This is a genomic window from Methylobacillus methanolivorans, assembly GCF_054588515.1.
Genome location: NZ_BAAILT010000002.1, coordinates 1,143,902 through 1,165,126 on the forward strand (window position 1 = coordinate 1,143,902; position 21,225 = coordinate 1,165,126).

General features: G+C 53.5%; 22 protein-coding genes. 11 read left to right on the plus strand and 11 right to left on the minus strand.

Annotation, left to right across the window (positions count from 1 at the left end; genetic code table 11):
- Nucleotides 1–22: 22 nt before the first annotated feature.
- The 9 genes from LG202_RS06640 to LG202_RS06680 all read right to left on the minus strand — a co-directional run bounded on the left by LG202_RS06640 (nucleotide 23) and on the right by LG202_RS06680 (nucleotide 8,383).
- Nucleotides 23–817, minus strand: coding sequence for an ABC transporter permease (locus tag LG202_RS06640; RefSeq protein ID WP_230347609.1), 795 nt, complete (start codon nucleotides 815–817; stop codon nucleotides 23–25).
- The gene (gene nikB, locus LG202_RS06645) at nucleotides 814–1,725 is read right to left on the minus strand and encodes a nickel ABC transporter permease (RefSeq protein WP_230347610.1); all 912 of its coding nucleotides are present in this window, start codon (nucleotides 1,723–1,725) and stop codon (nucleotides 814–816) included. The genes LG202_RS06640 and nikB overlap by 4 nt, the downstream gene beginning before the upstream one ends.
- Nucleotides 1,718–2,200 (minus strand): L,D-transpeptidase family protein, encoded by a 483-nt coding sequence (locus LG202_RS06650; protein ID WP_230347611.1) that lies wholly within the window; start codon nucleotides 2,198–2,200, stop codon nucleotides 1,718–1,720. Before LG202_RS06650 ends, nikB begins: the two co-directional genes overlap by 8 nt.
- A complete protein-coding gene (locus tag LG202_RS06655) occupies nucleotides 2,201–3,700 on the minus strand; it encodes an ABC transporter substrate-binding protein (RefSeq protein ID WP_230348060.1) in 1,500 nt (499 codons plus the stop codon). It abuts the gene before it with no gap.
- Complete coding sequence (gene rlmD / locus LG202_RS06660) at nucleotides 3,700–5,037, minus strand: 23S rRNA (uracil(1939)-C(5))-methyltransferase RlmD (protein WP_230347612.1); 1,338 nt, start codon at nucleotides 5,035–5,037, stop codon at nucleotides 3,700–3,702. Before rlmD ends, LG202_RS06655 begins: the two co-directional genes overlap by 1 nt.
- Nucleotides 5,038–5,071: 34 nt before the next feature.
- Nucleotides 5,072–5,848, minus strand: a complete 777-nt coding sequence (locus tag LG202_RS06665) for a 3'-5' exonuclease (RefSeq protein WP_230347613.1) — start codon at nucleotides 5,846–5,848, stop codon at nucleotides 5,072–5,074.
- Nucleotides 5,849–5,873: 25 nt separating this feature from the next.
- On the minus strand, nucleotides 5,874–6,290 hold the full coding sequence (locus LG202_RS06670; protein WP_230347614.1) for a YdbL family probable chaperone protein: 417 nt from the start codon (nucleotides 6,288–6,290) through the stop codon (nucleotides 5,874–5,876).
- The gene (locus LG202_RS06675) at nucleotides 6,291–6,485 is read right to left on the minus strand and encodes a hypothetical protein (protein WP_230347615.1); all 195 of its coding nucleotides are present in this window, start codon (nucleotides 6,483–6,485) and stop codon (nucleotides 6,291–6,293) included.
- A 74-nt stretch (nucleotides 6,486–6,559) separates the two neighbouring features.
- Nucleotides 6,560–8,383, minus strand: a complete 1,824-nt coding sequence (locus LG202_RS06680) for a hypothetical protein (RefSeq protein WP_230347616.1) — start codon at nucleotides 8,381–8,383, stop codon at nucleotides 6,560–6,562.
- A gap of 178 nt (nucleotides 8,384–8,561) precedes the next feature.
- On the opposite strand from LG202_RS06680, the gene LG202_RS06685 reads away from it, so the two are divergent.
- Entirely contained in the window at nucleotides 8,562–8,870 is a 309-nt protein-coding gene (locus tag LG202_RS06685; protein WP_230347617.1) for an antibiotic biosynthesis monooxygenase family protein, read from the plus strand.
- Between the two features lie 103 nt (nucleotides 8,871–8,973).
- Here LG202_RS06685 and cysM read toward each other — a convergent pair whose 3' ends face one another.
- Together cysM and LG202_RS06695 are read right to left on the minus strand one after the other, a co-directional pair.
- Entirely contained in the window at nucleotides 8,974–9,861 is an 888-nt protein-coding gene (cysM, locus tag LG202_RS06690) for a cysteine synthase CysM (RefSeq protein WP_230347618.1), read from the minus strand.
- A 50-nt stretch (nucleotides 9,862–9,911) separates the two neighbouring features.
- Nucleotides 9,912–10,412 (minus strand): disulfide bond formation protein B, encoded by a 501-nt coding sequence (locus LG202_RS06695; RefSeq protein WP_230347619.1) that lies wholly within the window; start codon nucleotides 10,410–10,412, stop codon nucleotides 9,912–9,914.
- A gap of 109 nt (nucleotides 10,413–10,521) precedes the next feature.
- Here LG202_RS06695 and xseA point away from each other — a divergent pair, with 109 nt between their 5' ends.
- From xseA to LG202_RS06745, 10 genes are all read left to right on the plus strand, one after another.
- Nucleotides 10,522–11,721, plus strand: coding sequence for an exodeoxyribonuclease VII large subunit (xseA, locus tag LG202_RS06700; RefSeq protein WP_230347620.1), 1,200 nt, complete (start codon nucleotides 10,522–10,524; stop codon nucleotides 11,719–11,721).
- 1 nt (nucleotide 11,722) lies between these two features.
- Nucleotides 11,723–12,055: a TfoX/Sxy family protein gene (locus LG202_RS06705; RefSeq protein ID WP_230347621.1), complete on the plus strand. Its 333-nt coding sequence runs from the start codon at nucleotides 11,723–11,725 to the stop codon at nucleotides 12,053–12,055.
- Between the two features lie 88 nt (nucleotides 12,056–12,143).
- Nucleotides 12,144–14,021, plus strand: a complete 1,878-nt coding sequence (locus tag LG202_RS06710; protein WP_230347622.1) for a potassium transporter Kup — start codon at nucleotides 12,144–12,146, stop codon at nucleotides 14,019–14,021.
- A 95-nt stretch (nucleotides 14,022–14,116) separates the two neighbouring features.
- A complete protein-coding gene (locus LG202_RS06715; protein WP_230347623.1) occupies nucleotides 14,117–14,962 on the plus strand; it encodes a M48 family metallopeptidase in 846 nt (281 codons plus the stop codon).
- Nucleotides 14,963–15,069: 107 nt separating this feature from the next.
- Nucleotides 15,070–15,894: a 2,3,4,5-tetrahydropyridine-2,6-dicarboxylate N-succinyltransferase gene (gene dapD, locus LG202_RS06720; protein WP_230347624.1), complete on the plus strand. Its 825-nt coding sequence runs from the start codon at nucleotides 15,070–15,072 to the stop codon at nucleotides 15,892–15,894.
- A gap of 399 nt (nucleotides 15,895–16,293) precedes the next feature.
- Nucleotides 16,294–18,432 (plus strand): putative bifunctional diguanylate cyclase/phosphodiesterase, encoded by a 2,139-nt coding sequence (locus tag LG202_RS06725; RefSeq protein ID WP_230347625.1) that lies wholly within the window; start codon nucleotides 16,294–16,296, stop codon nucleotides 18,430–18,432.
- 41 nt (nucleotides 18,433–18,473) lie between these two features.
- Nucleotides 18,474–18,824: an ArsC family reductase gene (locus LG202_RS06730; protein ID WP_230347626.1), complete on the plus strand. Its 351-nt coding sequence runs from the start codon at nucleotides 18,474–18,476 to the stop codon at nucleotides 18,822–18,824.
- Nucleotides 18,821–19,948 (plus strand): succinyl-diaminopimelate desuccinylase, encoded by a 1,128-nt coding sequence (dapE, locus tag LG202_RS06735; protein WP_230347627.1) that lies wholly within the window; start codon nucleotides 18,821–18,823, stop codon nucleotides 19,946–19,948. The genes LG202_RS06730 and dapE overlap by 4 nt, the downstream gene beginning before the upstream one ends.
- The gene (prmB, locus tag LG202_RS06740; protein WP_230347628.1) at nucleotides 19,945–20,844 is read left to right on the plus strand and encodes a 50S ribosomal protein L3 N(5)-glutamine methyltransferase; all 900 of its coding nucleotides are present in this window, start codon (nucleotides 19,945–19,947) and stop codon (nucleotides 20,842–20,844) included. Before dapE ends, prmB begins: the two co-directional genes overlap by 4 nt.
- A 15-nt stretch (nucleotides 20,845–20,859) precedes the next feature.
- Entirely contained in the window at nucleotides 20,860–21,222 is a 363-nt protein-coding gene (locus LG202_RS06745; RefSeq protein ID WP_230347629.1) for a YidH family protein, read from the plus strand.
- Nucleotides 21,223–21,225 lie beyond the last annotated feature (3 nt).

A 21,225-nucleotide genomic window follows, 5' to 3' on the forward strand; every position in this document is an offset into this window, starting at 1 on the left:
ATCGCTCCCTCGTTAATCCGTATTAGTCCCGCATACGCCTGACATCCCAGGCATCGCGCAGTTGATCGCCCAACACGTTGATCGCAAGCACCACCGACATCAGGCTAATCCCAACAGCCAGCACATAATGCGGTGCCACCAGCAAATAGCGCACACCATCCCGCAACATGGAGCCCCAGGAGGCGTGTGGTGCCTGTATGCCAAGCCCAAGAAAAGACAAACTAGCCTCGGCAATGACCAAACCCGCAATGCTGTAAGTCGCTTCAACAACCAATGGCGCCGCCAATAGCGGTAGCATGTGCTTGCGCATAATACGGCCTGCCGATGCACCCAGCGATTGCGCTGCCTGTACATGCTGGCGTTGGCGCAAACTCAAGGCCTGGGCACGCGTCAAACGTGCATAACCCACCCAGGAAGTCATGCACAACGCCAACAGCAAGTTATCCAGGCCAGGCCCCAACACGGCTGCGAACGCAATCGCTAGCAAAATACCTGGAAATGCGAGGAAGACATCCGTCACCTGCATCAGCAACCGGTCAACCCAACCACCACAATAGCCAGCCAGCAAGCCAATTGCTGTGCCTAGCGTCAGCGTCACCAGGGTCACTATCAAGGCTACCAACAACGAAACTCCTGCCCCGGCAGCCAGGCGGGCAGCAATATCGCGTCCAAGATCATCATGACCAAGCAAAGCGCTATGCCCAGGCAGTGCCAGCACTTGTTGTAGATTGATGTCATCTGGCCTGAAGTCAAATAACAGAGAACACGTCACGACCATCAACCAGAAAGCCAAGACCCAATACGGCCAGCGCTTCATGTTGCCAGCCTCACCCTGGGGTCGAGCCTGACGTAAAGTAAATCGGTGAGCAGATTGATGACAACGTAGCTCAGGGCAATCACCACCACGCAGGCTTGCGTCACCGGGTAATCACGCTTTTCTATTGACTCAACCAGCAGGCGGCCTATGCCTTCCCAGCCAAACACGGTTTCAGTAATTACCGTGCCCGCCAGCAGGCTACCTAATTGCAAGCCAACAACAGTCACGATAGGCAGCAAAGCCGCACGTAATGCATGGCGCAAGATCACTTTACGCTCGCTAACACCCTTGGCACGTGCGGTACGAACAAAATCCTCATTGAGCACTTCCAGCAAGCTGGCACGGGTCATCCGCGTGAGAATGGCAGCCAAGCCGAAGCCTAGCGTCAGAGCAGGCAATATGATGGCCCCAGGCTCACTCATACCGCTGACTGGCAACCAGCCCAGCCACAAGGCCAGCAGCAACATCAATAACGGCCCAAGCCAGAAATGCGGCATGGCAGACAAACTCAGGCTGAGCAAGGTTGCCAGCCCATCTGGCCAACGCCCCTGCTTGAGCGCCGCGATAATGCCCAATGGCAGGCCTATACCCACCGCAATCAACAAGGCACATAGTGCCAAGCTAGCCGTAGCAGGCAATCGCTCTAGCAAAGTGTCGGCAATGGGCTGGCGACTATGAATGGAACGACCGAAATCGCCTTGGGCCAATGCCACCAGATAATGGCCGAACTGCACTGGCAACGGCTGATCCAGCCCCAATTGCGCACGCAACTGTTCACGATCTGCCATGGGGGCAGATTCTCCCAGCATCACCTCAACCGGGTCACCGGGCACCAGGTGTACGAGCAAAAAGGTCAGCAGCAAAACACCAAAAACAACGGGAGCTATGCCCACTACGCGTTTAAGCATCCCGCACCATCACGGGGGTATGCAATGGCACCAGATCAAACAAAGCCTCCACGTCGTCATTACGCATGCGGATGCAGCCATGCGAATGCGGCTCGCCCATAGGCTCGCTATCAGGAGTGCCATGAATATAGATGTAGCGCTGCATGCTATCGACATCTCCCAAGCGGTTGAAACCCGGCTCGCATCCTGAAAGCCAGAGGATGCGGGTCAGTATCCAATCTCGCCCAGGGTATTGCACATGCAACTCAGGCGTCCACACTTCACCCGTAGGCCTGCGGGCTTGGAACACCGCCCCCAGCGGCTGTCCATCGCCTATCTTGGCGCGCACCACATGCATGCCACGCGGGGTGCAATAACTGTTTTTCTGCTCGCCTACCCCCTTGAGCGCTGTCGATATCGCGAACTTCCTGAGCACTTGCCCAGCATCATCAAGTAGGCACAAGGTCTGTGATGGAATAGAAACTTCTATCTGCATCTAGAAGCCCTCCAGGGTATTCTTTCCAGGGAACACAGACTTCAATTTGCTGCGCTTAACGTCCACCAAACCATCCCAGCTACCGTCCGGGTGCAACTGGTAGCCCAGGATGTGCTGACGCGTGGCTGCGAATTGACCTTCGTACCACAACGGAATATAGGGCAACTGCTCATGCACACGTGCGGCCACCTTGGCCCAATCGCTCACCATAATCAGCTCATCAGTTTTCTCGTCCGAATAATGACCACGGTTGGCACCTTTAGGCGGGATGGAGGATGAATGAAATGCCAGGTGGTAAATTTCCGGCGTCTTGATGCCTACCCACATCAAGCCATAGAGCTGGAAATTGCCACGCTTAATGTCATCGAAGAAAGTCCCCCAATCCAGGCTGCGAATTTCCAGCTCAATGCCAGCTTCGCGCATCTGCGCTTGCATCATGGTGGCAAGCCTGACGCGTTGAGCATCAGTAGACGTTTTATAGACCAGCTTGAGTGGCAGGCTTACACCAGCACGCTGCAACAACTCCCGCGCCAGTGCTGGGTCGTATTGATAAGGCACCAGCTCACTGTTGCCCGCCCAATGTTCTGGCGGCAGAATGGTTTCTGCTGGGCGGCTGCCTCCAACCAGAGTATGACGGATGATGGATGCACGGTCGATAGCATGCGCCAAGGCTTGACGTACCAGCGGCTTTTGCAATGCTGGATCTTGCATATTCAGGCCAATATAAGCGAAATTGGAACCTTGAGATTCCTGCACCTGCAGCCCAGGCTGTTTTTTCAGATATGCCACCAGCTCGGGAGGCAAATCCCCCTGCAAGATGTCGGTTTCACCACGCACCAGCTTAAGCACACGCACTGTCGGGTCACGGATTTCCTCGAAGACGAAACGCTTGCGGTCAGACTGGCGCTCCAGATTAAGCGAGCGCTGCCAGGAGATAAACTTGAAGGGCCCACTGCCAACAGGCTCTCGGGAAAAATCATGCGCACGTGCGATCAACTCAGCCGGGAGAATGCCAAGGATTAGCCGCGAAGGAAAGTTGCTGTCCGCGTCCTTGAGAAAAAAATCCAGCGTATTCTCGTCACGCACCTCAATCTTGCTGATATTGGAAAACTCAGCAGCATGTGGAGAATCTGCTAACTCAAGTACAGATTGATAGGTAGCAGCGACATCCTCAGCAGTGAGGTAGCGCCCGTCATGAAAAGTCCGCCCCTGCTGGCCCAGTGTAAAGCGAAACAGGCGTGGCGAAAGCACGCGCCAACTTGCCAATGAAGATGCAGGGTGAGAATTGGCATCAAAATCGACTAGCGAGCGATAAAGCAGACGATTGACGCGTGCAGAAGCCGCATCCGTGGCGTAGCGAGGGTCCAGCGTTTGCGGCAGTTGACTGACCGCGCTGCGGATTTGCACCGGGGCAGTATCGCGGCTACAGGCATCCAGCAATAGCAGCGATGCCACCATCAGGGTAGCCAGGCTGCCAAGCCGCCATGCCTGCCGCCACATCACGGGGCTGCTCTCTCAAAGAGTGCGATGGACTCCACATGCGAGGTATGCGGGAACATATTGATTACGCCACTAGCGAGCAATCGATATCCCTTGGTGTGAACCAGGATGCCAGCATCGCGCGCTAATGTAGCAGGGTTGCATGAAACATAGACAATCCGTTGCGGCACATGCGAGGTATCGGCTGCGGTATCTTCCGCATCAGGCAATGCCTTCACTAGCTCGATGGCTCCATCGCGTGGTGGATCAATCAACCACTTGTCAAACTTACCTAGCGATTGCAGAAGCTCAGGCGTCATCTTGAACAAGTCGGCCTCCTGAAACTCCACCTGCCCGCCCAGGCCATTGAGTGCAGCGCTTTCATGCGCACGCGCCACCAGCGCTGCCGAACCTTCCATGCCAAACACCGAGGCTCCGCTACGCGCAATCGGCAGCGTAAAGTTGCCCAGACCACAGAAGAAATCAGCAATACGCTCACCAGCTTGAGGTTGCAGCAACTGCATAGCGCGGCGCAGCATCACGCGGTTGATATGCGGGTTAACCTGGGTAAACTCGGTAGGCTTGAACGGATAAGTCAGATTGAATTCTGGCAATGAATAACTCAAGCCTGGCCCTTGCTGCGGGTAGAAAGGCTGCACAGTATCCGGCCCCTTACTCTGCGTCCAGATTTCCACGCCGTATTGATCTGCAAACGCCTTGATAGGCGCGGTATCCTGCGGTTGCAATGGCTCTAGGATGCGTAACACCAGCACGGTAGCCAATTCACCCACCGCCACCTCGATCTGAGGTACGCGATCACGGATGCTCAGCTTGCCCACCAGATCCTTCATCGGCTCGATGAGATTGGAAATGGCTGGCGGCAAGACTTTGCAGCTATCCATGTCAGCGACAAAGCTACTGGATTTCTCATTGAAGCCGACCAACACTCCGCCCTTTTTTTCTACATAGCGCACACGCAAGCGCGCCTTGTGACGATAGCCCCAAGCAGGGCCATAGATAGGCGGCAGCATACGCTCAGAATGGGTCTTGCCGATATGCCAGAGATTACCCTCCAGCATGCGCTGCTTGGCAGCCACCTGACCGGAAAACTCCAGATGCTGCAAGGCACAACCACCACAGATACCGAAGTGTTTACAGGCTGGCTCGGTACGCAAGTGCGAAGGCTGCAACACGTCTACCACGTCAGCCACCTCGTATCTATCCTTGCGGCGACGAGTCTTGTAGGTCACGTGCTCACCTGGAAGGGCACCGTCGATAAAAATGGTCTTGCCCTCAACGTGGGCCACGCCTCGACCTTCGTGGTCAAGTGATTCAACTAATGCGATTGTATTGCTCATGGATTGTGTCAAATAATGCCAGGCACGCAGTGATTTATTGCTGCCAGTGAGTTAAGAATTCCTGCCAATGCTGACCGGGATAGCCAGCCAACGTGTCGCGCACCAATGCCACCTCTTGCTCATAGGCAGCTTGATCCAGCACGCCACGCATACGCTGGAAGCGCAAGTAAACCAGATAAGTATTGGCTACGTCGGTTTCACAATAATCCCGGATCGCGTTGATTTCGCCACGCACAAACGCATCCCAGACCTTGCTGCCATCCATGCCGAGCTTGCCGGGGAAACCACACAATTGCGCGATTTCATCCAGCGGTGCATTGGCACGGCCATTGTAAAGCGCCAGCAAATCCATCAAATCCAAGTGGCGTGTATGGTAGCGGCTGATGTAATTATTCCACTTGAACTCGCGGTCATCGTCACCCAAGTCCCAATACCGTGGTGCACTGATGCCATGCACCAATGCACGGTAATGCAGCACTGGCAAGTCAAAACCGCTGCCATTCCACGACACCAGGTTAGGCGTATATTTCTCGATGCCGTCATAAAAGCGCTGGATGATCTCCTGCTCTGTCGCATCCGCACTGCCCAGCGTCCAGACGCGGAAGCTATCGCCCTCACGCAAGGCGCAGGAAATCGCCACCACACGATGCTGGTGCAAAGGCAGGAACTCGCTGCCATTGTGCTGACGACGCTTGTGGAATGCCACGCGCGCCACATCTTTATCCGTAGTTTCGGCTGGCAGGCTGTAAAGCTTGCGCAAGCCATCAGTGTCCGGGATAGTTTCTATGTCAAATATCAGCGTTGGGGTCATGTACTTGCTTTGCTTGTTTGCATGCTTATTTCTTCACCCAACCGCTACCATCCTGGTAATACCAGCCGCCCTGGGCCTTCTGTATCCAACGCTGGGCAAAGGTACTGCGCACTTCTGCTTCCCACTCCGGGTGGCTGTTGGCATTGGCGATTTCCTTGTATAACGCATTGCGGTCATTGTTTTCTGCCGCCACCAGCGCATTCACGCTTTGGCGCTGCGCCAGCGGCACCGCATTGGCGTCACGCACCGCCACCAGGCCATCGCGGGTGAAGCCGACCGCGCCGCTGGCATAAAAGCCAGACAACTGGGCATGGCGTGACTGCATACTGTTCTTGATATTGGAAATCGCCGGAGTGTTGATTTCCAGATCAGCCGCCGCCTGCACCAAGGGAGCCACCATCAATCCAGCCAACAACATGCTGTATGCAATAAATTTTTTCATTTACTTTGTCTCCTGTTGGCTAGTGGCAGGCGCTGCCTTGCCATCGGTTTTTTCCTTGAGCTGCCAGACATCGTCAATAATCCGGTCAGCCGCCTTTTCTGCGGCCGCAGCCGGAAAGTAAATATTGATCGTGACGCAAGCAGGTAGTGCCATGATGCTTAATGCCACTAGCGCTAATTTCCAGTTTTTTTGCATTACGTGTTCCTTGAATGCTATCGGACAGAATTGTACCCTAGTCAGTGTTTTCCCGGCAGAGCTGGTCAGCAGAGCTACTTGATGATCGGCTTGCTATTGCCTTCAGTCACCCGCTTGAGGCGAGCCAGCAGATCGCTCCAGCCCACATTGTGGTTGTAGCCCATCACCGTAATCGCCGGAATGCCGCTGCCCTTGACGATCACATAGCCCTGCGGCGTATATTCCACGCCGCTCATCAGGCAGACATCATTCCGTAGCTGACAATTCCAGCCGATCTGCTTGTAATTGAACTCACTAAAAAACCGTAGCACGCTACGCTGTATTGCCGCAGCCGCCCCAGCGCCACCTAGAGCGGTAATGTTCTCCACCGCACGTTGTGAGATTTTTTTACGATAACTGCCTGGGCTGCTATAAAGCCGTGCATCAAAGCTCACCGGCTGCCAGTTTGATAATTCCAGGTTAGCCACATCGCCATCCAGCTTGCCCTCAATTGCACCAAACGAGAACGTGCGCGTGATGTCGCCCAGGTCCAGCTTGCGCATCTGCACATCGGCATGCAGCCTGGAAGCCGCACCCAGCGGTGTTTGCATGCTGAGGTTGCTCACCGAGATATTGCCGTTGAACATCTGGAACAACAAATCGCCATTCGTCGTCAGATTGCCCCGGCTATAAATCACCATGGGAATCGCCGCCGCCACCTTGCCTTCCATACGCGGCCAGCCCAACGCTCGGCTCAGCGCTGGCATGGAGATAGGCACCAGGTTGGCGCGCAAATGCCAGTGCCACTCCCCTGCCGCCCGGGTAGCAGAGACATCCGTAAGGCTCAATGCGCCGTCAAGAATAGGTAGGTAAAGCTGCGACATGGTGAGGGAATAACGATTGAGGTCTGCCAGCACACTGGCCTCCCCCAGCGGAATCTTGAGAAAATGCCCGCCCGCATAGGCAAGCTGCGCCACCTGCGCCTCGTCATAGGACCAGGGAATATGGCTATTGAGCTTATATAAGGCAAAGCGGCCATCCTGGTCCTCTAGGTCCACCTCATTGAGCGCCAGCAAGGCAGACACCGGCTCGCCATTGCGCAGCTCAAACTTGGCACTCGCCTGCCCACCAATCTCCAGCTTGTTCAACGCACTATCTGCCAACAACGGCTGCAATAACAAATGATAAAGCGGTGCCAGCTCCAACTGCGTGGCATCGACAGATAAATCCTGCAACCCGCCCGCCTTCCAGCGTGCACTCAACGCCGCCTTGCCCACCTTGGCCAGCGTAATCTCGGCAGCATCTACCTTGAGTTCATCCGCGGCATATTGCCCACGCGCCACCAGACGGTGCCCACCCTCGGCAAAATACCAAGGCTGCGAATACAATTCCCCACTGCGCCAATCCACCGCCGCCTGCCATTGCCAGCCATCAGCCTGCTGACGCAACTCCAGCGTTAAATCAGCATTCAACTTCTCCGCCGCCTGCGTCCCGGCCGCGTTACTGAACGAGGCATCGCGCAGCGTCAACATCACTTGATATTCCGGCTTGACAGCCTTGCTCTGCTTGAGCACCAAACTAAATGGCAACTTCAAATTAGCCGCCTTTAACTCCCCACGCTCACAACGCCACTCATCCACCACCAGATGCAAAGCCTGATTACAAGCCAAGCCCAGCGCCTGCCAATCTGCATCCGCCTGCTGTTTCAAGTCCGCCTGCAACCGCACTCGCCCATCTAGGCCCAGCTCACCCTTGAGCTTGCGCAAACTGACCGAGGGCGCTTCAACTGTGTCGGCTTCTATGGTGATACTGCTGATGGCGTGTGCAGGAAAGGCCCAGGACAGCATGAACCACATCAGGCCTAGGCTGATCAAGGCAAAAGCTTGCCTAGCTTTGCTCAGTATATTTTGATCAATCATCGAAACAGAATATAACACCGCGCTTAATCGACATAGGCAGTCAGCCTAAATTGAACTTAACGCACTCTCTCGAGTAATCATGGAGGAGAAACTTACTCTTATTACCACTTCGATATAGTGGCCTTTTCCAAGCTGACACCCTTATGTCAAACTTTAAGCTTTTTCCTTGGAGTCACTTGTGATCACCGAAATCGCGCAGTTACAAGTTAGGCCAGAACTAACGGTTGAATTCGAGACTGCATTCAACACAGCACAAGCGATCATATCGTCCATGCCGGGGTATTTAGGGCATGCACTCCAGCGCTGCATTGAACAACCAAGCCACTACATGCTGTTGGTGCGCTGGGAGTCGGTTACACACCACGAAGTGGGCTTTCGTCAATCAGAGCAATATCAAGAATGGCGCCAGCTATTGCATCACTTCTACGATCCCTTTCCGACTGTGCTGCATTACGAGCTGGCCAACGGGCCGGGCTTTCACGATTAGTCTAGCGGGGCATTGCACACGGACACCCATGCCTACAGCCCTATTCTGTCTACGCTTTCAAAGCATCAAAACGATTGATGATATAAAGAGCCAGCTCTTTATATTACGCAGGAAACACCCCGGTCGACAGATACCGATCACCCCGATCGCACACAATCGTCACAATCACGGCATTCTCGACGCGCTTGGATAATTGCAATGCAGCGTACAGCGCACCACCGGAGGAGATGCCAGCAAAGATGCCCTCTTCTGTTGCCAGCTTGAGAGTAGTTTTCTCGGCATGTTGCTGACTAACGTAAATCAGTTCATCCACACGTTTGGCGTCGTAAATCGTGGGAAGGTATTCTTCTGGCCATTTGCGAATACCGGGAATTTGCGCGCCTTCTTCTGGCTGCACGCCGACGATGCGGATATCAGGATTTTGTTCCTTGAGGTAACGCGAGGTGCCCATGATAGTGCCAGTGGTACCCATGCTGGAGACGAAGTGGGTGACTTTGCCTTGGGTATCGCGCCAGATTTCTGGGCCGGTGCCTTCGTAATGCGCCAGGGGGTTATCGGGGTTGCCGAATTGGTCAAGCACGATGCCCTCGCCCTCTGCCTGTAGCTTGGTCGCCACATCGCGTGCCAGCTCCATGCCACCATCACGCGGGGTCAGCACCAGCTCGGCACCGTAGGCTTTCATGCTCTGGCGACGTTCAATGCTCTGGTTATCCGGCATCACCAGCACCATTTTGTAGCCGCGCATGGCGGCGACCATGGCGAGTGCAATGCCGGTGTTACCGGAGGTGGCTTCAATCAGGGTATCGCCGGGCTTGATGTCGCCGCGTGCTTCAGCACGCTTGATCATGGAAAGAGCGGGCCTGTCCTTGACCGAGCCAGCAGGATTATTGCCTTCCAGCTTGAGCAAGATGGTGTTACTGGTCTTGCCAGCCATGCGTTGCAGCTTGACCAGCGGGGTGTTTCCTACAAAATCATCCAGGGTTTTATACATTTAATTTCAATCGATTACGAGGCAGGCCAAGGCCTACCGGGAGTTCAGAATCAGGCCTTCTTGCCGAATGCGAGCAGGATAGCAAACACAGCTAAGCCAGCGAAGGCAATCAGGGAAAGCTGGGGAATGGTGAGGCCGAACAATGTCCAGTCTATGGCCGAGCATTCACCCGTACCCTTGAAGATCAAATCCAGCGCTTTTTTCAGCGGGAAGGTTTCCATGATGTAATCAAAGCCCGCGCCGCATTCTGCCATGACTTTGTCGGGGTTAGCCTGAATCCAGATATGACGCGCTGCAATGCCAATGCCGGTGACCGCAGCCACTACATGCAATAAGCCATAGACCTTGCGTCCCAGGCCACCTGGGTTGTGCAAGGCGGCAATCAGGAACAATAAGCCCAGCGCCATAAAGGCAATACGCTGGGAAATACACAGCGGACAAGGCTCCAGGTTGTATTGCTGTTGGATGATCAAGGCCAATGCCACCAGGCCAAAACTGGTGATAAAGCCAAGAAAGTAGCCACGACGCCCAGCAAACAGCTTATTGCACATAAACAAAGCCTCAGCACTTATAATAGAAGTCCCGCAATTGTAACGGATACACCCCGGTTAGCACCAATCCAGGCTGCAAGCCCCGGGCAAAGCCGATAGTAAGCCCCATATGGCAGACCCCCAACGCATCCTCAGCGTCACCGAACTCAACCGCATGGCGCGTGAAGTACTAGAACAAAGCTTTCCCTTGTTCTGGATCAGCGGTGAAATTTCCAACCTCACGCGTGCCGCCTCGGGGCATTGGTATTTTTCGCTCAAGGACCAGGGTGCGCAGGTGCGTTGCGTGATGTTCCGTGGCCGTAATGCCTACCTGGACTGGGTTCCGCGAGAAGGTGACAAAGTTGAGGCTAGGGCCGTGGTCACGCTCTACGAAGCACGTGGTGACTTCCAGCTCACCATCGAATTCCTGCAGCGTGCCGGACTAGGCAACCTGTTCGAGGCCTATGAAAAACTCAAGCAACAGCTTGCCACAGAAGGCTTGTTCGCCGCCGAGCATAAGATTGCTATTCCCACACATCCTCGCACAATCGGGATTGTGACCTCGCCTGATGCTGCCGCCTTGCGCGATGTGCTCACCACGCTGCGCCGCCGTATGCCTTCGGTGCATATTGTGATTTACCCGACCCCGGTGCAGGGTAAGGGAGCAGCCAACCAGATTGCCTCAGCCATACGCACGGCCGACCAGCGGGCGGAATGCGATGTGCTGATCGTCTGTCGCGGTGGAGGCAGTATCGAGGATTTATGGCAGTTCAATGAGGAAATCGTCGCCCGCGCCATCCATACCTGTAGCCTGCCCGTGATCAGCGCCGTGGGGCACGAAACTGATTTCACGATCGCAGATTTTGTTGCCGATGTACGGGCACCCACGCCAACAGCCGCTGCCGAACTCGCCACGCCAGATCGCAACAGCTTGTTACGCAATCTGCAGCAAAGCCGCGAGCGCCTGGCACGCAGTATGCAAAACCGCATGCAACAGCGTAGTCAGCAGCTTGATTACCTCAGCCGTCGCCTGCTCTCTCCCATGCAGCAGGTCGCACACAAGCAGCAACACCTCGCACAATTACGCCTGCGCCTCATGCAAGCCATGACGCGGCAACTACAGAAACAACATCAGCACTTGCAAGCCGCGCAGCAAAGCCTGGCCCACCTGAACCCGAGCGCGGTATTGCAGCGTGGTTATGCCTTGGTTGAAAAGCTCAACGGCGAACTGGTGCAAGACAGCGCACAGCTTTCGATTGGTGACACGGTCAAGCTCACGCTGGGTAAGGGCAGCGTAGAGGCTGACATTCGCGACATCCTCCCTCGCTAACATGAGTGAATTTACCGACTATCTGCAAGAACTACTGCGAGACTTTGGGCCTATCCAAGCCAAACGTATGTTTGGTGGCTATGGTATTTATCATCAAGGACTCATGTTTGCACTGATTGCCGACGATACGCTCTACCTCAAGGCAGATGATCAAAACCGCGGTGAATTCACACAACTGGGCTTACCCGCATTTTGCTATGTAAAGCAAGGCAAGGAAGTCACGATGTCTTATTATCAAGCCCCAGCTGACATGCTCGAGGAGCCAGAACAAGCGATTTATTGGGCGCGCCTGGCGTATGCCGCCGCCCTGCGTGCCCGTCCACTAAAAAAGTAAATCCCTTAGCAGACCATGGACTTACATGTGCTATCTAAGCCTGTGCAAGGCGCGTAGAATGGCGAAAATTTTTCACTGAGCCTGCCCTATGCAAGCTACAAGCAACACCAAACCCGCCCTCCCACTCCTGGCTCTCGCAGCACTAGGCGTGGTCTTCGGCGACATCGGTACCAGCCCGCTGTACACCATGAAAGAAGTCTTCGCCGTGAGTCCGCACCCAGTGCCGCTCACGCATGACAATGTCTTTGGCATTCTGGCCTTGATTTTATGGTCGTTCATCATGGTGGTTTCGCTGAAATACACCGTGTTCGTCATGCGCGCTGATAACAATGGCGAAGGCGGCATCATGGCGCTGCTTGCCTTGGCAAGCCGGAATATCAAGGGCGAGCGCAAACGGCTGGTGATGTATGCAGGCATCATTGGCGCCTGCATGTTCTATGCCGACGGCATGATCACTCCAGCCATCTCAGTGTTATCGGCGGTGGAAGGCATGGAGGTTGCAGCTCCAGGACTGGATCAATTCATCGTCCCCATCACATTGGCGGTACTGTTCGCCTTGTTCTGGCTACAAAGCAAGGGCACCGCGGTGGCAGGGGCACTATTCGGACCTGTCATGTTGTTGTGGTTTGGCACCCTGGCCGCACTCGGCGTCGCCAATATCATGCATGAACCCAGAGTACTGGAAGCCCTCAACCCGCTGTATGCCATCCAGTTCTTCATCCATGCCCCATGGGTCGCCTTCGTTGCGCTAGGCTCAGTAGTATTGGCTGTCACCGGCGTAGAGGCACTATATGCCGACATGGGCCACTTTGGCCCCAAGCCTATTCGCTACGCCTGGTTTGGCTTCGTCCTGCCTGCTTTGATACTGAACTATTTTGGGCAAGGCGCACTGGTGCTGCATGATGCAGAAGCAATCAAGAACCCTTTCTACCTGATGGCGCCAGAATGGATGCTGTATCCATTGATCACCCTGGCAACACTTGCCACCGTCATCGCGTCGCAGGCTGTCATATCAGGTGCTTTTTCCATCTCGGCACAGGCCTTGCAATTGGGTTATTTGCCGCGCATGCGCATCCTGCACACTTCCGAGCAGCAAAAAGGCCAGATCTATATGCCTTATATCAACTGGAGCCTGATGATCGCAGTCATGGCGCTCGTTGTTGGCTTCGGCTCATCTGGTGACCTCGCTGCCGCCTATGGCATCGCAGTGACAGGCAACATGCTGTTCACCACACTATTGGCAGGGATCGTGTTCCATGGCATCTGGCGCTGGAGCTGGCCACGCACGATTGCACTCATCAGCATATTCCTCATCATTGACCTCGCTTTCTTCAGTGCCAACATCCTGAAAATTCCCGATGGCGGCTGGGTGCCTATCCTGATCGGTATTGTCATTTTTACCTTGATGACCACATGGAAAAGCGGACGTGGGCTGTTACTCGAGCGCCTACGCGATGAAGCCATGTTACTGGAACCTTTCATTGATGCCATTGGTGCACACCCACCACAACGCGTGCATGGCACTGGCATTTTCATGACGCCGAATCCCCATGGGGTTCCCCATGCCATGCTTCACAACCTCAAGCACAACAAAATATTGCATGAGCGCAATATCTTGCTCACTGTCAATATTGCAGATGTGCCCTATATTGAAGAACGCAGTCGCCTGGGGCTGGAAGAGCTACGCCACGGTTTCTACCGCATTACTGTCAACTATGGCTTCAAGGATGATCCTGACCTGCCAGGCGACCTGGAACTGACCAAACAACTCGGCCTGGAACTCGATACCATGGAAACTTCGTTTTTCATTGGTAAGGAAACCCTCTTTGTCAACCGAAGCTCTGGCATGGCTTACTGGCGCAACAAACTGTTTGTCGGCATGTTCCGCAATGCCGACAGTATTACCAACCAATTCAAGCTACCGCCAAACCGCGTGATTGAACTAGGTACTCAAGTCACTCTTTGACCTGACGACACTTGAGAAAGATTGTCGGCTCATATGGCCCGGTCTAGAATGGCGCCTAATACGGTTGTTATCAGGTTTTAACAAAGGCTGTTCACATGAAAAAATCCATCAAACTTACCCTGATCGCTCTGGTTCTGGCTCAGCTCACTAGTTGCACCACGGTGAGCACGACAAATAAAGGCAATGTCGGTGTCGATCGCAAACAATATGTTGGCCTTGTGTCCGAGCAAGAAGCCGTGGAGCAATCCGCCCTGGCTTACCAGCAAACCGTCAAGGATGCACAAGCCAAGAAGCTCCTCAACACAGATAGTGCAGAAACCAAACGTGTCCGCGCTATCGCTGACAAGCTGATCGCCCATGTCGGCGTGTTCCGTTCTGATGCCCCAAGTTGGAAATGGGAAGTGAATGTGCAGGAAAGCAAAGAGATCAACGCCTACTGCATGGCAGGCGGCAAGATCATGGTATATACAGGCTTGATTGATCAGATCAAACCTACCGATGACGAACTCGCTGCCGTCATGGGTCACGAAATCGCCCACGCCCTGCGCGAGCATGTACGCGAGCGCATGTCACGCGCCAAGGCCCAGCAGTATGGATTGCTAGGCTTGGCAGCCGTCGTTGGCCTCAGCACCAAGAATGCGGACAATGCCGTGCAGGCGCTGGCACTTGGCGGCACCGTCGCAGCCGTGGCACTCACCCTCCCGAATAGCCGCACCGCAGAACATGAAGCTGACCAGATTGGCCTTGAACTGGCTGCCCGTGCTGGCTATAACCCGAATGCTGCATTGACGTTGTGGCAAAAAATGAGTGCTGTCGGTGGTGATAAGCCACCTGAAATCCTCAGCACACACCCTTCGGATGAATCACGCATGGCCGATATCAAGCGCCTGATTCCCTCCGTGATGCCACTGTATGAACAAGCCAAGAAACAAGGTAAATAAGGCAATTCAATCGCTTGCCTTTCGCTAAATCGTGGTAGCTCCCCATCCTGGGGGGCGTTTTCAGGTAAAATGACGGTTTTATCTGAAGCGACTCCTAGGAATCTTAGATGAGCAATTTGCAAACCATTATTGAAGACGCGTTCGAGCGTCGTGCCGAGATTACCCCAGCCACTGCCAGTGCAGAAATCAAGGAAGCCGTATTCAGCGTGCTTGCCGATCTCGACAGCGGCAAGCTTCGTGTGGCAGAACGCACAGACGGCCAGAACTGGGTCACCCATCAATGGATCAAGAAGGCCGTGCTGCTCTCCTTCCGCCTGGAAGACAATGTATTGCTGGATGACGGCGTCACCAAGTACTTTGACAAAGTCCCGCCAAAGTTTGCCAACTATACCGAAGCCGACTTCAAGGCAGGTGGCTTCCGTGTCGTGCCTAACGCTATCGTACGTCGTGGCTCCTACATCGCCAAGAATGCAGTCCTGATGCCTTCCTACGTCAATATCGGTGCCTACGTTGGCGAAGGCACCATGGTAGACACTTGGGCAACTGTCGGCTCCTGCGCTCAAATTGGTAAGAACGTACACCTTTCCGGTGGTGTAGGTATTGGCGGCGTACTTGAGCCTGTGCAAGCCGGCCCCACCATCATTGGTGACAACTGCTTTATCGGCGCACGTTCCGAAGTGGTGGAAGGCGTTATTGTCGAAGACAATTGCGTGATTTCCATGGGCGTTTACATTGGTCAATCCACCAAGATTTACGATCGCGAAACCGGCGAAGTAACCTATGGCCGCGTACCTTCTGGCTCTGTCGTCGTCTCCGGCAACTTGCCTTCCAAGGATGGCAGCTATAGTCTCTACTGCGCCGTCATCGTCAAGAAAGTCGATGAAAAGACCTTGGGTAAAGTTGGCATCAACGAACTATTGCGTGGCATTTAATTTAAAGAATAATTGAACATACGTTCCCAAGGTCTTTCGGTGCAGGCTAATTCGGGCAATTGCCCGAGTTAAGGCAAAGCCGGGCCGTAGCCAAAAAACGCTTGGCAAGGTTGGTATCAACGAGTTGCTACGCGGTATCTAAACCCCAACCTCTTTCACTGGTGTCAATATTTTGACACTGGCGTCGAAGCTCCAACAAAAACCTGCCTTTTGGCAGGTTTTTTATTATCCGCCACTTCATATATCGGCCTATCTTATAAAAAATAACCCAATGTTTTAAAACAAAAAAACCAGGTCACTCCAGACATCAGCTGCCCACACGCCCTCAAGATTATCTGCGGCACAAAAGTTGCCACATCAATATCAAGTCCATATTTTTACAGGCAGTTCAGGATAACCATGACGGGCAGCTACGATTACAAACTGGTGCTACTTTCGATTGTGATTGCATTCATCTCATCGCTAGTAGCGTTCATGTTCACCAACCACGCTATGCATCGTCAAGGCTCCTCATCCAAAGCGTGGATGGCGCTTGGTGCAATCGCAATGGGATCGGGGATGTGGGCAATGCATTTCATCAGCATTCTCGCCTGGTCATTATCCACGCCCATCTCTTCTCTCTTTGATGACAACATATTGTCATGGCTGATTGCCGTCAGTATCTCCTGGCTGGCACTAGACATTACCAGCAGGCCTGGTTTCAAACTGCAAGCACTCGTGACTGCCGGTATTATCATGGGGCTGGGTATTAGCGGCATGCATTACACCAGCATGCACTCGATGCAGATGTTTTCGGAGATCACCTACAACACAACCTTGCTCGCGCTATCGCTAGGGATTGCCGTCATTATTTCGATCGTGGCACTGGCATTTATGTTCCATACAGACCATCAATCAAGAAATCCAACATTGCGGTCTCGCCTTTATGCCGCCACGATGATGAGTGGCGGCATTGCCTGCACACATTTCACCGCCATGGCAGCCATCGGTATTCCACCTCAGGCGGCCTTAAGTACAAACACAACACTACAACCCGGCTTGTTTTCAGTAATCATCGCAGTGGGTATCTGCATCCTGATCCTGCTCACAGCAATCCTCACCATTATAGATACGCGTAATCGTGATAAAGATAACTGGCTGCGTACCGACACGCAGGATAAGCTAAGCCGCATGAGCATGCTGGATGCGCTGACCCAATTACCCAACCATCGCTACTTTCAGCATCACCTCAATATTGGTATCCGCCGCACTACGCGCCTAGGCAACGCGCTAGCAGTCGCAATTATCAATCTCGACAACCTCAAGCAAATCAAAGAGGAATTAGGGCAGCATATCAGCGATGAAATATTGTGTGCCGCTGCAAAGCGCATCCAGGAAACTATTCGCGGCTGTGATATGGCCGCTTATAACGGCAATGAGGCGTTTCTCGTGCTATTTGAAGACATCAAGCATGAGCAAGACATTGTGCCGGTCATGGAGCGAATCATGCAATCATTGCATGCCACATTCCGCGTTGATCATCATGATGTTGCGTTGAACGTCAGAGCCGGACTCTCGCTCTACCCTAAGCATGGTCATGCTGATCGCCTACTGACCTATGCCGAGGCAGCCATGCACCGCGTCAAGCCCAATGACAATCAAGGCTTCCGCCTGTTTGATGACAGGCTGGAACCTACCTCATATGACCTACTGGAAACACAGCAGGAGCTACGCCACGCCATTGCCAATAAAGAGTTCGTGCTCTATTTCGAGCCACGCATGGATATTCTCGGCAATAGCATCACCGGCCTGGAAATTCATGCCCGCTGGTTGCACCCGACCAAAGGCGTTATCCCAGCAGCCACTTTTGCCCCCATGGCAGAGAATATTGGACTGATGGATGACATCAACACCTGGGTGTTGGAGGCAAGCTACCGCATGACGCAGACACTGCGCCAGCAGGATATTCGTCTGCCGATTTACCTGCCACTTATGCTTAGTCAAGTACGCAATCCGAATCTTGAGCAGCAGATCGTGGCAAGGCTGAATCAATTCAGCCTACCCGCGGATGCCTTGATCCTGGAAATCGCAGAGTCTGCCTTCATGCATCAACCCGAGCACTATGTTGACCTGCTCAAACGCTTACCTGCCATCAGCTTGAACATCAGTCTAGAAAATTTCGGCACTCGTTTTTCCAGCTTGCCATATATGCAACACCTCAACCTAAAAGCACTCAAGCTGGATCACAGCTTTACCCAAGATATCCTGACTAACCAGAAAGCGCGTGCTATCGCCGGCGCAATTATCGAATTAGCTCATGCCCACCACGTGAAAATCATCGCCGAGCATGTCTCCAGCCAAGATGAACGCAATGTGTTGTTATCGCTTGAGTGCAATGAAATACAGGGAGCATTCTGTGCGAACCCCGTACACCAGGCCCAATTGGCAGAGTTCCTGCGTGATAGCCAACTAGCCGTGCCGTACGGCAAAATCAAACATGAAGAAAATAGCTGGTCTGCATATAGCATCGCAGCAGAAAGCCTCTCTGTTGCGCGCTAGTGTAAAATATCGCATACCTACTACATTCAAGATGCACACTCATGAAGCTCTACGGTATTCCCAACTGTAATACAGTAAAGAAAGCACGCACCTGGTTGGACGAACACGGCATTACTTACGAATTTCACGATTTCAAGAAATCCGGGATTAGCAAAGAAACTCTCCAGCAGTGGCTCGGCCAAGTAGACTGGGAAAAGCTAGTCAACCGCGCAGGCATGACCTGGCGCGGACTAAGTGATGCAGAAAAAGCTGCAGTTACCGATCCCGCATCAGCCATCACACTCATGCATGACAAAACCTCCGTCATCAAGCGCCCTGTGCTGGTTAAGGATGAGCAGATTCTGCATCTGGGTTTTACCGAGGCAGCTTATGCCAAGCTGTTTAATACATGAGCAGAACACTAGCACTCGCCCAGGACCTCATCTCCCGCCGCTCTGTCACGCCTGATGACCAAGGTTGCCAGGCGCTTTTGATTTCACGCTTGGAACCCTTGGGGTTCAAGATTGAACGCATGAGATTCGGTGATGTAGATAATTTCTATGCCCGTCGTGGCAACAGCGGCCCACTGCTGGTATTTGCCGGACATACTGATGTCGTTCCTACCGGACCGGTAGATCAATGGCATACCCCGCCTTTTGAGCCCACCATCAAAGATGGGATGCTCTATGGCCGTGGTGCTGCTGACATGAAAACCTCATTGGCCGCATTCATCACTGCAATCGAAGATTTTGTCGCAGCACATCCAGATCATCCTGGTTCGATTGGCCTCATCATCACCTCAGATGAAGAAGGGATTGCCATCAATGGCACCGTCAAAGTCGTTGAAACACTCAAGACACGCAACGAGCTGATTGACTATTGCATTGTGGGCGAACCCACCTCAAGCAAGGTCGTGGGCGACATGATCAAGAATGGCCGCCGTGGCTCGCTTTCGGGCAAGCTCATTGTCAAGGGTATACAAGGGCACATTGCCTACCCCCATCTAGTCAAAAACCCTATCCACATGGCTGCGCCTGCAATCAAGGCACTGGCTGATACAGTATGGGATGAAGGCAACGAATATTTTCCACCTACCTCCTGGCAGATATCCAATATTCATGGCGGTACAGGCGCTACCAATGTTGTTCCCGGAGAAGTCGAGATTCTCTTCAACTTCAGGTTCTCCACCGCCAGCACAGCAGAAAGCCTCAAGGAACGTGTGCATGCCATCCTCGACAGCCATCAACTGGACTACGACCTGGCCTGGGAGCTTTCTGGCAAACCATTCCTGACCCCAAAAGGCTCCCTGGTCACTGCCATTTCTGCGGCTATTGAGCAGGCATTTGGCGTAACACCCGAACTTTCCACCAGTGGCGGCACTTCTGATGGTCGATTCATCGCTGATATTGCACAGCAAATCGTTGAATTCGGCCCTCTCAATGCCACTATCCACAAACTTAATGAATGTGTGGCTATTGCAGACATAGAACCCCTGCAACAGGCATACAAGCTCACCCTGGAAGCGCTACTGTCATGATGAGATTTCCCGGCATTACCGAAGAACTTCACACTATTCGCGATTGGTTACGCTTTGCCGTCAGCCGCTTTGAAGAATCCAGCATCTTTTTTGGCCACGGCACGGACAACGCCTACGACGAAGCCGTATGGCTGATCTTGTCTGCCCTGCATCTGCCGCATGACACTCTGGAAAACTTCCTTGATTCCAGGCTCTTACCGCCAGAACGTACACGTTTGAAAGAGCTGATCCGCCGCCGTATCACAGACCGCACACCAACCGCTTACTTGGTAAATGAAGCATGGCTAAAGGGCTTCAAGTTTTATGTGGATGAACGCGTCATCGTGCCGCGCTCCTTCATCGCAGAACTGCTGGAGGACGGCCTCAACCCATGGATTGAATACCCAGAAATGATAGAAAGCGCTGCAGACATCTGCACCGGTAGCGGCTGTCTGGGCGTATTGCTGGCCAACGCCTTCCCCAATGCACAGGTGGATGTCGTGGATATTTCACCCGATGCCCTGGCGGTAGCCAACATCAATATCCGTAACTACGGCCTGGAAGACCAGATCAACGCCATTCAATCCGATATGTTCAGCAAGCTGGAAGGCAAGACCTACGACCTGATCATCAGCAACCCTCCTTATGTAGATGGCCCCTCCATGGAGCTGCTACCACAGGAATATCGCAATGAGCCCCAGATTGCACTAGGAAGCGGCGATGCAGGGCTGGACCACACTCACACCTTGTTGAGTGAAGCGAAGAAACATCTCAATGACAATGGCTTATTGGTCGTGGAAATTGGCCACAACCGTGATGTCCTCCTGGAAGCCTACCCTCACCTACCATTCACCTGGCTGGAAGTAGACTCAGGCAATGAATTCGTCTTCCTGCTCACCAAAGAACAACTTCCCTAGGACGCTTACCCCCCCATGTCAGACCCCAGAGTATTCTTCGCCGCCGAACGCACATTGCTGGCATGGTTGCGCTCTGGCCTGACCCTCATGGCACTTGGTTTTGTCGTAGCAAGGTTCGGGCTATTCCTGACATTGCTGTCACCTGGTCAAGTTGAACACCTCAACTCGCATCGCTGGCTCTCTGACCTGCTAGGCTTGGTCCTGGTGTTAAGTGGTGCCGCGGTCATACTCTGCGCGCAATACAATCACCGCCGTTACGTGCAGACACTGCCACCTGAAGATGTTCCTCAGATGGCCCTGCCCTGGCTATCCTCAGTATTGTCGATCGCCGTTGCTGCCGCAGGCACTTTGCTGGCAATCGACCTACTGTTGTTTTGAATA

What these genes read in the sequence shown, in the direction of transcription:
- LG202_RS06680 (WP_230347616.1), bottom strand. Translation starts at nt 8,383, where the DNA reads ATGATTGATCAAAATATACTGAGCAAAGCTAGGCAAGCTTTTGCCTTG.
- dapE (WP_230347627.1), top strand. Translation starts at nt 18,821, where the DNA reads ATGAGCAGAACACTAGCACTCGCCCAGGACCTCATCTCCCGCCGCTCT.
- xseA (WP_230347620.1), top strand. Translation starts at nt 10,522, where the DNA reads ATGGCAGACCCCCAACGCATCCTCAGCGTCACCGAACTCAACCGCATG.
- LG202_RS06670 (WP_230347614.1), bottom strand. Translation starts at nt 6,290, where the DNA reads ATGAAAAAATTTATTGCATACAGCATGTTGTTGGCTGGATTGATGGTG.
- LG202_RS06640 (WP_230347609.1), bottom strand. Translation starts at nt 817, where the DNA reads ATGAAGCGCTGGCCGTATTGGGTCTTGGCTTTCTGGTTGATGGTCGTG.
- LG202_RS06665 (WP_230347613.1), bottom strand. Translation starts at nt 5,848, where the DNA reads ATGACCCCAACGCTGATATTTGACATAGAAACTATCCCGGACACTGAT.
- LG202_RS06705 (WP_230347621.1), top strand. Translation starts at nt 11,723, where the DNA reads ATGAGTGAATTTACCGACTATCTGCAAGAACTACTGCGAGACTTTGGG.
- rlmD (WP_230347612.1), bottom strand. Translation starts at nt 5,037, where the DNA reads ATGAGCAATACAATCGCATTAGTTGAATCACTTGACCACGAAGGTCGA.
- dapD (WP_230347624.1), top strand. Translation starts at nt 15,070, where the DNA reads ATGAGCAATTTGCAAACCATTATTGAAGACGCGTTCGAGCGTCGTGCC.
- LG202_RS06725 (WP_230347625.1), top strand. Translation starts at nt 16,294, where the DNA reads ATGACGGGCAGCTACGATTACAAACTGGTGCTACTTTCGATTGTGATT.
- LG202_RS06655 (WP_230348060.1), bottom strand. Translation starts at nt 3,700, where the DNA reads ATGTGGCGGCAGGCATGGCGGCTTGGCAGCCTGGCTACCCTGATGGTG.
- nikB (WP_230347610.1), bottom strand. Translation starts at nt 1,725, where the DNA reads ATGCTTAAACGCGTAGTGGGCATAGCTCCCGTTGTTTTTGGTGTTTTG.
- LG202_RS06745 (WP_230347629.1), top strand. Translation starts at nt 20,860, where the DNA reads ATGTCAGACCCCAGAGTATTCTTCGCCGCCGAACGCACATTGCTGGCA.
- LG202_RS06715 (WP_230347623.1), top strand. Translation starts at nt 14,117, where the DNA reads ATGAAAAAATCCATCAAACTTACCCTGATCGCTCTGGTTCTGGCTCAG.
- cysM (WP_230347618.1), bottom strand. Translation starts at nt 9,861, where the DNA reads ATGTATAAAACCCTGGATGATTTTGTAGGAAACACCCCGCTGGTCAAG.
- prmB (WP_230347628.1), top strand. Translation starts at nt 19,945, where the DNA reads ATGATGAGATTTCCCGGCATTACCGAAGAACTTCACACTATTCGCGAT.
- LG202_RS06710 (WP_230347622.1), top strand. Translation starts at nt 12,144, where the DNA reads ATGCAAGCTACAAGCAACACCAAACCCGCCCTCCCACTCCTGGCTCTC.
- LG202_RS06650 (WP_230347611.1), bottom strand. Translation starts at nt 2,200, where the DNA reads ATGCAGATAGAAGTTTCTATTCCATCACAGACCTTGTGCCTACTTGAT.
- LG202_RS06695 (WP_230347619.1), bottom strand. Translation starts at nt 10,412, where the DNA reads ATGTGCAATAAGCTGTTTGCTGGGCGTCGTGGCTACTTTCTTGGCTTT.
- LG202_RS06730 (WP_230347626.1), top strand. Translation starts at nt 18,474, where the DNA reads ATGAAGCTCTACGGTATTCCCAACTGTAATACAGTAAAGAAAGCACGC.
- LG202_RS06675 (WP_230347615.1), bottom strand. Translation starts at nt 6,485, where the DNA reads ATGCAAAAAAACTGGAAATTAGCGCTAGTGGCATTAAGCATCATGGCA.